Source organism: Jiella pacifica (genome assembly GCF_010500815.1).
GTDB lineage: Bacteria > Pseudomonadota > Alphaproteobacteria > Rhizobiales > Rhizobiaceae > Jiella > Jiella pacifica.
Genome location: NZ_JAAAMG010000010.1, coordinates 1 through 13,848 on the forward strand (window position 1 = coordinate 1; position 13,848 = coordinate 13,848).

Annotated in this window: 12 protein-coding genes and 3 tRNA genes; 2 read left to right on the plus strand and 13 right to left on the minus strand. The window is 67.3% G+C overall.

The window, feature by feature from the left end; genetic code table 11:
* From GTK09_RS13240 to GTK09_RS13250, 3 genes are all read right to left on the minus strand, one after another.
* A partial coding sequence (locus GTK09_RS13240) for a GTP-binding protein (protein WP_245396639.1) occupies window positions 1-127 on the minus strand: 127 nt, incomplete at its 3' end.
* Between the two features lie 211 nt (window positions 128-338).
* Window positions 339-412 (minus strand) — tRNA-Gly (locus GTK09_RS13245).
* A gap of 41 nt (window positions 413-453) precedes the next feature.
* Window positions 454-538: transfer RNA gene (locus GTK09_RS13250), tRNA-Tyr, on the minus strand.
* A gap of 201 nt (window positions 539-739) precedes the next feature.
* On the opposite strand from GTK09_RS13250, the gene GTK09_RS13255 reads away from it, so the two are divergent.
* Window positions 740-1,600, plus strand: a complete 861-nt coding sequence (locus tag GTK09_RS13255) for a TrmH family RNA methyltransferase (RefSeq protein WP_163463800.1) — start codon at window positions 740-742, stop codon at window positions 1,598-1,600.
* 100 nt (window positions 1,601-1,700) lie between these two features.
* Here GTK09_RS13255 and GTK09_RS13260 read toward each other — a convergent pair whose 3' ends face one another.
* The 7 genes from GTK09_RS13260 to GTK09_RS13290 form a co-directional block, all read right to left on the minus strand.
* Window positions 1,701-3,047 carry an MSMEG_0569 family flavin-dependent oxidoreductase gene (locus GTK09_RS13260; RefSeq protein ID WP_163463656.1) on the minus strand — a complete coding sequence of 449 codons (1,347 nt, stop codon included), beginning with the start codon at window positions 3,045-3,047 and terminating at the stop codon, window positions 1,701-1,703.
* A 5-nt stretch (window positions 3,048-3,052) separates the two neighbouring features.
* Window positions 3,053-3,340 carry an MSMEG_0570 family nitrogen starvation response protein gene (locus GTK09_RS13265; protein WP_163463657.1) on the minus strand — a complete coding sequence of 96 codons (288 nt, stop codon included), beginning with the start codon at window positions 3,338-3,340 and terminating at the stop codon, window positions 3,053-3,055.
* Window positions 3,333-4,307: a sll0787 family AIR synthase-like protein gene (locus tag GTK09_RS13270; RefSeq protein WP_163463658.1), complete on the minus strand. Its 975-nt coding sequence runs from the start codon at window positions 4,305-4,307 to the stop codon at window positions 3,333-3,335. The genes GTK09_RS13265 and GTK09_RS13270 overlap by 8 nt, the downstream gene beginning before the upstream one ends.
* On the minus strand, window positions 4,304-4,933 hold the full coding sequence (locus tag GTK09_RS13275; RefSeq protein WP_163463659.1) for an MSMEG_0567/Sll0786 family nitrogen starvation N-acetyltransferase: 630 nt from the start codon (window positions 4,931-4,933) through the stop codon (window positions 4,304-4,306). The genes GTK09_RS13270 and GTK09_RS13275 overlap by 4 nt, the downstream gene beginning before the upstream one ends.
* Entirely contained in the window at window positions 4,930-6,033 is a 1,104-nt protein-coding gene (locus GTK09_RS13280; RefSeq protein WP_163463660.1) for an MSMEG_0568 family radical SAM protein, read from the minus strand. The genes GTK09_RS13275 and GTK09_RS13280 overlap by 4 nt, the downstream gene beginning before the upstream one ends.
* Window positions 6,026-7,021: a Nit6803 family nitrilase gene (locus GTK09_RS13285; RefSeq protein ID WP_163463661.1), complete on the minus strand. Its 996-nt coding sequence runs from the start codon at window positions 7,019-7,021 to the stop codon at window positions 6,026-6,028. The genes GTK09_RS13280 and GTK09_RS13285 overlap by 8 nt, the downstream gene beginning before the upstream one ends.
* A gap of 82 nt (window positions 7,022-7,103) precedes the next feature.
* Window positions 7,104-7,586: an MSMEG_0572/Sll0783 family nitrogen starvation response protein gene (locus GTK09_RS13290; protein ID WP_163463662.1), complete on the minus strand. Its 483-nt coding sequence runs from the start codon at window positions 7,584-7,586 to the stop codon at window positions 7,104-7,106.
* 288 nt (window positions 7,587-7,874) lie between these two features.
* Here GTK09_RS13290 and GTK09_RS13295 point away from each other — a divergent pair, with 288 nt between their 5' ends.
* Window positions 7,875-9,248, plus strand: coding sequence for an aminotransferase-like domain-containing protein (locus GTK09_RS13295; RefSeq protein ID WP_163463801.1), 1,374 nt, complete (start codon window positions 7,875-7,877; stop codon window positions 9,246-9,248).
* A 115-nt stretch (window positions 9,249-9,363) separates the two neighbouring features.
* On the opposite strand, the gene GTK09_RS13300 is transcribed toward GTK09_RS13295, so the two are convergent.
* The 3 genes from GTK09_RS13300 to GTK09_RS13310 all read right to left on the minus strand — a co-directional run bounded on the left by GTK09_RS13300 (window position 9,364) and on the right by GTK09_RS13310 (window position 13,642).
* Entirely contained in the window at window positions 9,364-10,578 is a 1,215-nt protein-coding gene (locus GTK09_RS13300; RefSeq protein ID WP_163463663.1) for an acetate/propionate family kinase, read from the minus strand.
* A 25-nt stretch (window positions 10,579-10,603) separates the two neighbouring features.
* Window positions 10,604-12,964 carry a phosphoketolase family protein gene (locus GTK09_RS13305; RefSeq protein WP_163463664.1) on the minus strand — a complete coding sequence of 787 codons (2,361 nt, stop codon included), beginning with the start codon at window positions 12,962-12,964 and terminating at the stop codon, window positions 10,604-10,606.
* Between the two features lie 593 nt (window positions 12,965-13,557).
* Window positions 13,558-13,642 (minus strand) — tRNA-Leu (locus tag GTK09_RS13310).
* Window positions 13,643-13,848 lie beyond the last annotated feature (206 nt).

Sequence of the window (13,848 nt, forward strand, 5' to 3'; positions counted from 1 at the left end):
CATAGGCGCGGTATTCGCCGAAATACTTGGTGATCGCCGCCGTCAGCGACGTCTTGCCGTGGTCGACGTGTCCGATCGTGCCGATGTTCACATGCGGCTTGTTACGCTCGAATTTGCTCTTGGCCATCGCCAGCTCCCCATGTCGGAAGAGATTTCAGGTGCGCGCGACATAGAGGCTTGCGCGATGCGGCGCAAGTGCGGGCACCTCCGCGACGACACCACACCGCTGCTGAGAATGCCTGCCCGGGCGGCTGGATCGAAGGCAACTGATCGACGCAGCCGCTCGGCTCGACGCTATAGGGCCGCAGGCACCGGCGAGAGAAAGTTGATGGTCAGAATGGAGCGGGTAGCGGGAATCGAACCCGCGTATTCAGCTTGGAAGGCTGCTGCTCTACCATTGAGCTATACCCGCGCAGCCATTGTCTACGCCAAAACGCGGACCTTGGAAAGCGATGGTGGAGGGGGCTGGATTCGAACCAGCGTACGCTAAGCGAACGGATTTACAGTCCGTCTCCTTTAACCACTCGGACACCCCTCCGAACCGACCATGGCGCTTTTCGCGCTTCGTCATCCGCATGTTACCGGCTGGTGCAAAGCACCGCCCGGCATGTCCGTGCGGCCTTATGAAAAAAGAGCGGGCCCGTGTCAACGCCCCCGAAGGCGCGAATTGATCGATCCCGGGTCCGCCCGGCATCGCCGCCCCCTTTCCCTCGCCCCCCGCCTCCGATAAGCCGGCATGATGACAGACGAGACCGCCGGCACCCGCAAGGACACTCATTACGCCAAGCTGCGCCGCTCGCACCGCGACGCCAAGCGCGCCGGCGCCGGCGAGCCGGCCCGCCGCGGCAAGGGCGAGCCGAGCCCGGGCCGCGCCCCCGCGCCCGGCCGGATCTGGCTCTACGGCCTCCACACGGTCGGCGAGGCGCTGAAAAATCCGCGCCGCCGGCTGCATCGCCTGCTGGTGACACGCAACGCTCTCGCCCGCCTCGGCGTCGCGGAAGGCGCCCTGCCCTGCCCGTATGAAATCGTCGAGCCCAAGACCATCGTCGCCGAACTCGGCTCGGAGGCTGTCCACCAGGGCGTCGCGGTCGAGACCGAGCCGCTGACGGCGCAGAAACTCGGAGACCTCGAGGGCGCAAGGCTTGTCCTCGTCCTCGATCAGGTGACCGATCCGCACAATGTCGGCGCGATCCTGCGCTCGGCGACGGCATTCGCCGCCGACGCGGTGGTCACCACCACCCGCCATTCGCCCCAGGAAAGCGGCGTCCTTGCCAAGGCCGCCTCGGGGGCGCTGGAACACGTCACCCAGATCGAGGTGCGCAATCTCGCCGAAGCGCTCGGCGAACTCGCCGAGCACGGCTTCACGACGATCGGCCTCGATTCGGAGGGGCCGGAGACGTTCGAGGCAAGCCTTGCCGGCGGAAAGCTCGCCATCGTCCTCGGCGCCGAGGGCAAAGGGCTGCGCCAGAAGACGCGGGGCACCGTGACGAAGCTCGCGAGGCTGCCGATGCCCGGCGCCATCCACTCGCTCAACGTCTCCAACGCGGCCGCCATCGCGCTCTACGCGGCGCGGCGCCATCTCGGCGACGTCGAAGGCTGAGCCCGAGGCACGCGATTCGGCGCGGGGAGCGGCCAGAGGCATCATCCGGTAGCGACGGGGCCGCCGCATCTCCGCCGACCTCATCCGACGCTGCCGCCCTCTATGCGCTCGCCGCGGCTTCCGCATGCCGCCGGACGATCGCGTCGGCGAGGAAGCGGCTGTCCTCGTCAATGGCGAGAAAGCGGCCCGAGCCCCAGGTATTGAGCCAGCCGAGGCCGATGAAATAAAAACCCGGCGCCTTGGTGACGCCGCGATCGAAGACCGGCTTGCCGCGGTCGTCGAACACGTCGACGTCGATCCAGGAATAGTCCGGGCGAAAGCCGATCGACCAGACGATCGAGGTGATGCCGAGTTCCGCGGCGTCGATCCCGGTGACTTCCCGCTCCGGCCGCCAGAGTTTTTCGAAGGGTGGTTCCTCGGGTGCATCGATGCCTTGCCGGGCGATATAGGCGTCGATCTGGTCGCGAATGCCGCAATAGCTCCGGTCGGCGTCGTCGAGGTTCTTTTCGAGATCCGGCAGGAATTCGATCCGGCTCCCCTCCATGCCAGCCAGCGAGCCGTAGAGCGAGACGCCGTCCTCGACCACGAATCGGCGCAGGTCGATCTCCTTGCCGCCGTCGCGGCCGGACATGTAGTGGTTGGTCTGGGTGAGCGCCTTCTGCGGATCCGGATGCTGGGCGATGGTGATGGCGTAGTGGCCCATGTCGTAGAGCCAGTCGGTGGCGTCGCGGCCGCGATATTTGCGCGGGCTGCGCGGTGCCGCGCCGACGGCGAGATGCACCTTGCGCCCGTCGCGGACGAGATCCTCCATGATCTGGACGCCCGACTGGCCGGTGCCGACGACGAGGCTGGCGCCCTCCGGCAGCTGCGACGGACGGCGGTATTCCCGCGAATGGATCTGGGTGATCGACGGGTCGAGCCGTTCCGCACAGGGGGGCACGATCGGCGTGTCGTAGCCGCCGGTGGCGATGACCACCTGATCGGCTGACCAGACGCCCTCGGATGTCTCGACCACATAACCGCCGGCATGGTGGAAGATCTTCTTGACCGCGACGCATTCGCGCAGCGGCGGGTCAAAGCTTTCGGCGAAGGCATCGAGATAGTCGGTGATCTCGTCCTTCAGCATGAAGCCGTCGGCGTCGTTTCCCTGGTACGGAAAATCCGGCAGCCGGCACTGCCAGTTGGGCGTCACCAGGCAGAAGCTGTCCCAGCGGTTCACCCGCCAGGAGTGGAAGCGTCGGTTTCGCTCGAAGACGACATGCGCGATGCCGTGCCTGCACAGATGGCGGCTGACGGAGAGGCCGGCCTGTCCGCCGCCGACAATGATCACCGGCACCTGCTTCGGCGTTCCGGAAGCGGGAATCCCGGAGGAAGCCGCAGCCTTTGCAGGCGCCTGCTGCTGAGGGGCCGGCAGCGATTGGCGGGCCGTGGGTTCAGGCTTCGTCATGGCGCTCATCCTTCGATCCTCGTGCAGAGGACACTGGCGTCCTCGCCGCCCTCGAACGCCCTTGCACGCGCCTCGATTCGGGCGAGCTGATCCATCGCCGAGGAGCAGGCGAAGCCGTATTTCGCCGCCACCCGGTCGGAGGCTTCGGACAGGCCGGTGCGGACACGGTCGAGCAGTTCGTCGAGCGGATAGGTCTTCCCGGCATCGAGATGGCGCTTGATGGCGGTGGAGGGCGAATAGCAGCGCTCCTCCGCGCCGTCCGGCCAGCGGAGGGTGAAATGGACTTCAGGCATGGGCAGGCTCCGAAATGGACGGGCGGAGATAGGGTTCGGCGCGCCAGTCCCAGAAGAGCGCCCGCTCCTCCCCCCGGCATAGGCTGACGGCGCTGCCCTCTTCGATGCGGCCGATCGGCGCCGCCGACAGATCGCGCTCGACAAAACGGGCGATGACCGCATCGACATCGCCGGGCTTCACCGCCAAGAGGAAGCCGAAACTCGGAAAGCTGCGCAGCCAGCGCTCCAGCGTGGCCCCCTCGGGCAGCGTGATGCGGCCGAGATCGAGCGTGATCGCAACGCCGGAGCACTCGGCGAGCATCAGTGCCGTACCGACGAGGCCGCTCTGGCTGATGTCCTTGCCGGCCTTCACCAGCCCCGCCTCGGCAAGCTGCGGCAGGACGTCGAGGTCGCCGCGAAGGCGCTCCGGCGGGGCGTCGAGGGCGGCGCAGAAATTGTCGTAAGGCGGCCGGTAGTCGCCGCGCCTGTCGATTGCCGCGAGGAGGACATCGCCCGGCTCGGCGTCGAAGCTGGTGATCGGCGCCGCCGCATGACCGAGGACGGTGACGGCAAGGCCCAGCTCCGCGCTGCCATAGTTGGTGTGGCCGCCAACGACGGGCACGCCATAGGCTTCCGACGCCGCCCGCAGGCCTTCCATCAGTGGTCTCGCCGCCTCCGGAGACGGGGCCCAGACCTGATCGATCAGGGCGCTCGCCCGGCCGCCCATGGCGGCGATGTCGGAGAGATTGACCATCACGCCGCACCAGCCGGCGAACCACGGATCCTCGGCGACGAAGCGGGGGATAAAGCCCTCCCCGGCCAACAGGTCGAAGCCGCCGTCCTTGCGCGGCAACAGCGCCGCGTCGTCGCCCGGCCGGCCGAAGCTCGAGCCGCTGAGGCCAAGCGCCGCCGTTGCCGCGCCGATGGCAAGCTTGCCGCGGATCGAGGGATGGCCGCGGAGCGCTTCGGCGAGAAAACCCAGCGTCATGCCGCGCCCCGGTGGACTTGATCCAAGGGCGGCAGCAGTGCCGGCACCTCGTGGCAGGCAGGAAGCGAAACGGGAATGGACCGGCCCTTGCCAGTGCGAGTGAGGCTGAGCCAGCCGCTTTCGGGATCGGCGAAGGGCGGATAGCTCGCCAGATCGGCCTGCATCAGGGCATGGGGGACGCCGTGGATCACCACCTCGCCCTCCACGGCCCAGGCGAGCTTCTGAAACAGCGGCACGTTCTGCATTTGCACATGGGCGAGGAAGCGCTGGCAACCGCGGCCGTTGGCGGTGGAGACGGCAAGCCGGATCAACTGCTGGCCGAGCCGGCCGACATTGCGAAAGCGGCTGTCGACGGCGAGCCGCGAGCCCCACCAGAGGCCCGGCTCGGCCTCGTGGATGCGCACCGTGCCGACCACCTCGTCGGCCTCGTGGGCATAGGTGGAGAGGGCGACGAGGCAGGTCGCGACCTCGTCGATCGCGTCGCGGTCGTGATCGCGGAAGATCTTCTGTTCCTCGACGAAGACCCGCCGGCGCAGCGCCGCCGCGCCAGCCTTCTCGAAGGGCGCGCCGGCCGCCTTGATGAAGAAGCCGGGGCAATGGAAGACGGCGGGGTCGAAGGCGTTCATGCCGGCACCTTCAGCTTCTCGTAGGTCGACAGCGCCGAGCAGGCGCCGCAGCGTCCGCAGCCGGCCTTGATGTCTTCCGAGCGCATGCCGGCCGCGACGATCATCTGGCCGAGCGGCCGCAGCACGCTGGCCATGAACTCGGCGCTCGGCGCCGGATGGCTTTCGAGCGGCGTTCCGGAAATCGGCACGAAGGGGACGACGAAGGGATAGACGCCCATGGCGCAGAGCCTCTCGCCCATCGCCAGGATCTCTTCGGCGCTGTCGCCGAGGCCGGCGAGGATGTAGGTCGAGACCTGGCCGCGGCCGAAGACTTTTACGGCAGCCTCGAAGCTCGAATAGTATTTCGTCAAAGGCACGCTCGCCTTGCCCGGCATGATGCGGGTGCGCACTTCGGGCGTCACCGCTTCGAGATGCATGCCGAGGGCGTCGACGCCGTCGTCCTTCATGCGCTGGTGCCAGGCATCGTCTTCCGGCGGCTCGCACTGCGCCTGGATCGGCAGATCGACGGCCGCCTTGATCGCCCGGGCGCTTTCCGCCAGCACCGCGGCGCCGCGATCGGGGCCCTTCGGCGTTCCCGTTGTCATCACCATGTGCCTGACGCCGTCGAGCTCGACCGCCGCCTTGGCGACCTCGGCCAATTGCCAGGGCGTCTTGTGGGCGATGGTGCGGCCGGCGGCGAGGGACTGGCCGATGGAACAGAACTGGCAGGTCTTCTTGCGGCTTTCGTAGCGGATGCAGGTCTGCAGCACCGTCGTCGCCAGGACGTCGCGGGAGTGGAGGACGGCGATCTGATTGTAGGGAACGCCCTCGGCCGTCTTCAGATCGTAGAAGCGCGGACGCGAGGGAAACCGCACCTTTGCGACTTCCGCCCCGTCGCGGGTGACGCGCGAGCGGCCGGCGCCGTCCGGCGCCTCGACGAGATAGGGGCTTTCGAAGGCCGGCGCGGTGTGGACCGGCACCATCACCGTCGTCTCGCCGATGGTCACCGCCTTGTGGTCGGAAGGACCGGCGCCGCCGCGCCGGCTCTCGTTGCCGACGCGCGGGTCGACGAGGCGCATGCCGCGGGTCTGCAAATCGTTGATGAGGTCGGACTCAAGCATCGGCCGTTTCCTCGCGCTGGGTGGGAAATTCGTTCTCTCGATCGTCGTCGTCGGACGGCAGGATCTGGCGAACCGGCGTCGCCGGACGCATGTCGTGGACGAGATGCAGGAGCTCGGGCCGGGCGTAGTGGCCGACCGAGTCCATCATGCGCTTGCGCTTGGTGACGAGCCGCATGTCGAGATCGGCGATCACCATGCCCTCCCCCTCGGTCAACGGCTCGGCCAGATGGCGCCCTTCCGGCGAGACGATGCATGTCATGCAGCCGTCGCGCAGGCCCTTCTGCAGTTTCGGATCGGGATGGATCTCTGCGATCTGCTCCTCGCTCAGCCATCCCGTCGCATTGACGACGAAGCAGGCGGATTCCAGCGCGTGGTGGCGCATGGTCACCTCGATCTGCTCGCCGAAGATCGGCCCGACCAGGCTGCCGGGAAAATGCGAGGCGTGGATCTCCTCGTTCTGCGCCATCAGGGCGTAGCGGGCGAGCGGGTTGTAGTGCTCCCAGCAGGCCAGCGCACCGACCCGGCCGACCCTGGTGTCGACCACCTTCAGCCCGGCGCCGTCGCCCTGCCCCCAGACCATCCGCTCGTGATAGGTGGGCGTGATCTTGCGGCGCTTGAGCTTCAGCGTGCCGTCGGCGTCGAAGATCAGCTGGGCATTGTAGAGCGAGCCGTGGTCGCGCTCGTTGATGCCGAGAACGACGACGACGCCGCGCCGCCGCGCCGCGTCCGCCACCGCCCGGGTCTCCGGCGACGGGACGCTGACGGCTTCTTCGTAAAGCTTCAGATGCGCCGCGCCTTGGCTCACCGGCGGCAGAACGAAGGAGAAATACGGGTAGTAGGGAACGAAGGTCTCGGGGAAGACGATGAACTCGGCGCCCTTGTCGGCAGCCTCGGTGATGGCGTTCAGGACGCGCTCGATCGTCCCTGCCCGACCCGACAGATCGGGCGCGATCTGGACCGCTGCGGCCCGCACGGTATCGCTTCGCATGGTGCCTGCCTCCTCTCCGAAACCTCGACGCTGCGCATGAAGACCGTGGCGCACCGGGCCTTGCCGCCCGGCGCGCCAGCGATCAGAGGGTCCAGGTGTCGATGACGACGGCGTTGGCCTTCTTGTGCAGAAGGATGCAGTCGAGCACGTCCTGCGGCGCGATCGGCCGGATGCCGGGCAGCAGCGCCGGCTCGCCATGGCCGTAGAGGGCCTGCAGGGCGAAGCGGCAGGCATAGACCTTGCCGCCCTCGGCCATGAACTTCTTCAGATTGGCGGCGAAGTTCTGATGACCCGGAAAGGCCTCGTCGCCCAGCGTCGGGAAGCCGCGCTGAATGCCCAGGGTGACCCCCGGGCCGTAGAGCAGGATCGAGGTCTCGTAGCCCTTCCGGCCGAGGCGGATGGCATTGAGGATGTTGACGAGGCCGATAGAGCCCTCGAAGGCGACGGTATGGAAGGCGACGAGGGCCTTTTCGCCCGGTTCGGCCTTGACGTCCTCGAAGACCTTTTCCTCGTAGTCGACGAAGTAGTCGCCGTCCTTGTGGGCTTCCGCGGTAACTGCCGGCATCCATTCCTCCTGTAGCCGTGGGGGTATGGCCGGCAGAGTGATCGGGTGGCCCTGATCCCGTCAATATCCATTCTATTTTCCATACAATATTTTTTGCAGCGCAGTGGCCTCATGCTTATAATATAGCATCATTGCTTGCTAAATCGGCGGTCTCTGCTAAATTTCACGTCAATAAGACCAATAAAACAGCGGGCAGCGCAGCACCCAATTCCACGATAATTCTCCATACAATTTTTTGCGCCGCACGCCGGGATGTGTAAAGCACGGAGGCGCATGCAGGAGACGACCGTGACGGACTGGATCCCGGAGATCGCCAAAGGCGGCAAGCCGCTCTATCTCGACATCGCCGACGCGCTGGAGAGCGACGTGCGGCTCGGCCGGCTGAAGGCGGGCGCCCGGCTGCCGCCGCAGCGCCGGCTCGCCAAGCGGCTGTCGATCGACTTCACCACCGTCTCGCGCGCCTATGCCGAAGCGAGGTCTCGCGGTCTCGTCGACAGCCATGTCGGCCGGGGCACCTTCGTTTCGCCGCCGGCGGGCCGGGCGGACCGGGTCGATCCCGAGCGGGCGACGGCCGAAGATGCGACCATGAACATGCCGCCGGAGCCGAGCGATCCGGTGCTGCTTGCCAAGATGCGCGAGGGGCTCGACTATGTCGGCGCCAACCTCGTCGCGCTCTTGCGCTACCAGTCGCCGACGGGCGGCGAGAAGGACAAGATCGCCGCCTCCTCCTGGCTGTCGATGCGCGGCATGGTGCCGAAGCTCGAACGCATCGCCGTGACGCCCGGCGCCCACGCGACGATGACGGCGATCCTCTCGCTCGCCACTGAGCCCGGCGACACGATCCTCTGCGAGGCGATCACCTATCCGGGCTTCCGCAGCATCGCCAAGGTCATGCGCCGCAACATTCTCGGCCTTGAGATGGACGAGGCGGGCATTCTCCCCGAAGCGCTGGAAGAGGCGATCCGCCGCCACCGGCCGAAGATGCTCTATCTGAACCCGACGCTGCAGAATCCGACGACGATCACCATGCCGACCGCGAGGCGCCTCGCCGTCGCCGAGATCCTCAACGAATATCGCCTGCCGGCGATCGAGGACGACGCCTACGGCTTCATCCCGCCCAAGGCGCCGGCGCCTCTCGCCGTCAGCGCGCCGGACCTGATCTGGCATATCGGCGGCCTTGCCAAATGCATCGGCGCCGGGCTGCGGCTGGCCTACACGGTCGCGCCGAGCGGCAAGGACGCCTTCGCCCTCACCCAGGCGCTGCGGGCGGCGAGCGGCATGGCTTCGCCGATCTCCGTGGCCCTCGCCACCCATTGGATCGAGGACGGAACGGCCGACGGCATCCGCCGCTTCATCCGGGCCGAGAGCGCCGCCCGCCAGACGATCGCTGCCGAATGCCTCGACGGCTTCGACTTCGCTTCGGACCCCTACGCCTTCAACATCTGGCTGCGCCTGCCGGCCGAGGCCGACGGACGGGCCCATCTGATGGGCCGTCTCGCCGGCCGCCGTCTCGGCGTGATGCCCTCCGATGCCTTCACCGTCACGGGCCCGCCGCGGGAGGCCCTGAGGATCTGCCTCGGCGGCGCGATCACCCGCGAGGAACTCGTCGCCGATCTCGGATTCTTGGGGAACGCCCTGACCGAGCACGACTGGTTCGCATGAGCTGACGGGGCCGGTGGAGATTCTGCGGCGGCAGTGGCGCCGGCACTCGCCGGAGCTACCGCTTCATCACCGGCGAACTGCCGGAGCGCCACCGCGAACGCGGTGGAAGACCCCGCTAAGCCAGCAGACGGGCGGCGTCCCGAGCTATGATGGATTCTTCGTCGGTCGCGATCCTCAGCACCTCGACCGGAGCGCCGTCCGGGCTGATACGAGTCGCCCCCGCCCGGTTCGGCGCCGCTTCGACGGCAAGCCCCAACCAGGCAAGCCGTTCCGCCACACGCATTCGGACCTCCGGCTGATTCTCGCCGATCCCGCCGGTGAAGACGAAGCGGTCGATCCCGCCGAGCGAGGCCGCCATCGCTGCGGTCTCGCGGGCGATCGAATGAACGAAGAGCTCGACCGCTTCGCGCGCCGCGGCGCTTTCGTCGGCCAGGAGTTCGCGCATGTCGCGCGAAATGCCGGAGACGCCGAGGAGCCCCGATCGGTGATAGAGGAGGTCCTCGACCGCATCCGCGGTCATGCCGATCCGTTTGAAAAGGTGGAGCACGACCCCCGGGTCAAGGGAGCCGCAGCGAGTTGCCATCACGAGTCCGTCGAGCACCGAAAAGCCCATGGTGGTGTCGACGCTTTTACCATCTCTCATGGCGCAGAGACTGGCGCCGGAGCCGAGATGGGCGACGACCGTGCGCTTGCCCTCACCGCCGGGATCGCGGCGAGCCAGTTCGCCGGCGATGAAGTCGTAGCTGACGCCGTGAAAGCCGAATTTCGTCAGGCCCTCGCGATTAGCGAGGTCGCGCGGCAGGGCGTAGCGCCTGAGGACCGGCGCGATGGTGCGGTGGAAGACCGTGTCGAAGGAGGCCGTCTGCGCCAGCTCCGGCCGCAGCCGGGCGATGGCATGGATCGGCACCAGTGCCAGCGGCTGGTGGAGCGGCGCGAGCGGCGTCAGCGCTTCGACCGCCGCGATCGTCGGGGCTCCGAGGATGGCGGGGCCGGCGAAGTCCGGGCCCCCGTGGACGACCCGGTGCCCCGCGCCGGCAAGTCGTCCGGTCGGCGCGGCCGTGACAGCCCAGTCGAGGAGCCGCGCATGGGCGGGTTCGTCGCTCTGACCACCGTCGCCGACGGAACGCGCCACCGTCTCGTCGAGCGGCGGGACGTTCTCTCCGGCCATCGCCACGTGAAGTCCGCCCTCCACCGGCTTCATCCGCCCGCGGGCGAGCGCGACGAGCGAGCCGCCTTCCGCCGCCGCGAACAATGCCAGCTTCAGGCTCGACGAACCGGCATTGAGGCAGAGGACGGCATCGCCGGGGCGCAGGTCGGTCGGCTCGCTCATCGTCCCGGCTCGGGGCGAAGTTCGCTCACGACGACCAGACCCACTCGGTGATTTCCGGCATGTCGATGCCATTGGCGACGACGTAGGTCCTGTGGGCATCGAGCCTTCGGTGGAGCTCCCGCAGCGCCTCGGCGCCCGCTTCGCCGCCCTTCTCCGGCAGCCGCTCGATGGCGGCGATGGCGAGGTGGAACCGGTCGAGCCCGTTGAGGACGGTCATGTCGAAGGGCGTCGTCGTCGTGCCCTCCTCATGATAGCCGTGAACGTGGAAATTGGCGTGGTTGGTGCGCCCGTGGCAGAGCTGGTGAACCAGCCGCGGATAACCGTGATAGGCGAAGATCACCGGGCGGTCGCGGGTGAACAGCGCGTCGAACCGCGCCGCGTCGAGACCGTGCGGGTGGTCCTCCCGGCGCTGCAGCGCCATCAGGTCGATGACGTTGACGAAGCGGATCGAGACATCCGGCAGCGCTCGCCGAAGGAAATCGACGGCCGCGAGCGCCTCGATGGTCGGAACGTCGCCGGCCGAAGCCATGACGAGATCGGGCTCGGCATCCTCGGCAACGTTGCTGGCGAAGGGCCAGGCCGAGATCTTCGCCGCGACATGCGCCCTCGCCTCCTCGATCGACAGCCATTGCGGCGCCGGCGCCTTGCCGGCGACGATGACGTTCACCCGGTCGTAAGTCTCGAAGCAATGATCGGCGACGCACAGCAGCGTGTTGGCGTCCGGCGGAAAATAGATCCTGACGACATCGGCCTTCTTGGAGGCGACATGGTCGACGAAGCCCGGGTCCTGATGGGAAAAGCCGTTGTGGTCCTGCTGCCAGACATGGGAGGTGAGCAGATAGTTCAGCGAGGCGATCGGCGCCCGCCAGGGAAGGTGGCGCGAAACCTTCAACCACTTGGCGTGCTGATTGAACATCGAGTCGATGATGTGGATGAAGGCCTCGTAGCAGGCGAAGAGCCCGTGACGGCCGGTGAGGAGATAGCCCTCGAGCCAGCCCTGGCAGAGGTGCTCGGAGAGGACCTCCATCACCCGGCCCTGGGAGGCGAGGCTGACGTCATAGGGCTCGATTCCCTCCATCCACACCCGGTCGGTCGTCTCGAACACCGCGTCGAGGCGGTTCGAGGCGAGTTCGTCCGGGCTGAACAGGCGGATGTTGGCGGCTTCGGCGTTTTCGTCGAGCAGCACCTTCAGATAGCGGCCGAGCGCCCGCGTCGCCTCCCCGGTGGTCCGGCCCGGCGCCTCGACCTTGATGGCGAAGGCGTCGAGGCCGGGACGGGCGAGGTCGAGGCGGCGCAGCCCGCCATTCGCAGCCGGGTTGGCGCCCATGCGCCTGGCGCCCGTCGGCGCGAGCTCGGCAAGTTCGGCTTTGAGGCGCCCATCCGGCTCGAACAGCTCTTCCGGGTGATAGGAGCGCATCCACTCTTCGAGAATGGCGAGATGCTCGGGATTGTCGTGCACGGTGGCGACCGGCACCTGATGGGCGCGCCAGAACCCTTCCACCTTCTTGCCGTCGACCTCTTTCGGCCCGGTCCAGCCCTTCGGCGAGCGCAAGACGATCATCGGCCAGCGCGGCCGTTCTTCGGCACCCTTCCCGCCGCTGCGAGCGCGGGCCTGGATGGCGGCGATCCGATCGAAGGCGTGGTCGAGCGCGTTTGCCATTGCGACATGCATCGCTGCCGGATCGGAACCTTCGACGAAGATCGGTTCGTGGCCGTAGCCGGTGAACAGCGCTTCCAGCTCTTCCCGGCTCATGCGGCCGAGAACGGTGGGATTGGCGATCTTGTAGCCGTTGAGATGGAGGATCGGCAGCACGGCGCCGTCGACCGCCGGGTTCAGGAACTTGTTGGAATGCCAGGAGGCGGCGAGCGCGCCCGTCTCGGCCTCGCCGTCGCCGATGACGCAGGCGGCGACGAGATCCGGATCGTCGAACACGGCGCCATAGGCATGGGCGAGCGCATAGCCGAGTTCGCCGCCTTCATGAATGGAGCCGGGCGTCTCGGGCGCAGCGTGGCTCGGAATGCCGCCGGGAAAGGAGAATTGCCGGAACAGACGCCGCATGCCGTCGAGCGTCTGGCCGACCTTTGGATAGATCTGGCCGTAGCTGCCCTCGAGCCAGGTGTTCGCCACTATCGCCGGCCCGCCATGGCCAGGGCCGCAGATGAACAAGACCGAGGCGTCGCGGGCGTGGATGACGCGGTTGAGATGGGCGTAGAGAAAGTTCAGCCCCGGCGTCGTCCCCCAATGGCCGAGCAGCCGTCGTTTGACATGCTCCGGCTTCAGCGGCTCCGTCAGGAGCGGATTGTCGACGAGATAGATCTGGCCAACGGAAAGATAGTTCGCGGCGCGCCAGTAGCGGTCGATCAGCGCGAGATCTTCGTCTTGCATGATGCCCTCGAAGGTCGAATGGGTGAATTCAACTGGGTCTGCCGGAACCCAACGGGTTGAAAGTGGCGAAGTTCACCGTCTTTTTCGCGGCGCACGACCCGACCCGGGTTTGGACCCGGAATCCGCGCGTTCTGGCAAGGCCAGCCGTCGGTGAAAAATGCCGCGACGCTCGGATGCGCCTTCGCGTCAGGCGTTCGCTGTTGCAGCCTGCCGGCCAGCGGCGCCTTCGTCCTTGACGAAGATCAATCCCGCGTCCCGATCGCATCGTTCGTCACGACGCTTCGCGGCGAAGAACACTCGCCCCTCGCACCCGCAGGGTCGATGGAGCGGCCAAAAGCGTAATGCAGCCTCCGAGGCCGGCCAACGGGTGAAAGGCGACGATCACGAGATGCCGCCTGCGTGAAGCAATGCGGCAGACGCTCGCCGTCGGTCGAAATCGGCGTCACCACGGACAACGCTTCGACCGCGCAAGGATCTCGCCCTGCGCCGCCATCCCGACCACGCCGGCGGCACCGAAAATGGGCGACCCAGCGTCTCACGGCTCGGAACGGCCGCCCGATACCGGGTCGGCTTTTACGATTCAATTTGGGGAATGGTGCCCAGGAAAGGACTCGAACCTTCACGCCTCGCGGCACACGGACCTGAACCGTGCGCGTCTACCAATTCCGCCACCTGGGCACGGGGCGGACCATTAGAAGCTGGACTTCGCGGTGTCAACGCGGTTTTCGCAGGTGCTTTGCGAAATCCCCAGATCGCGAAATCTTCGTAGCTGGCGGCTGCGGTGACGGGAGGCCGTCAGATCAATGACACGACGATGAAGGGAAGCAGGGCCATCATAAACGAAGAGAGCCGCCACGGCCTGGAGGGGGATACGCCGTGACGAC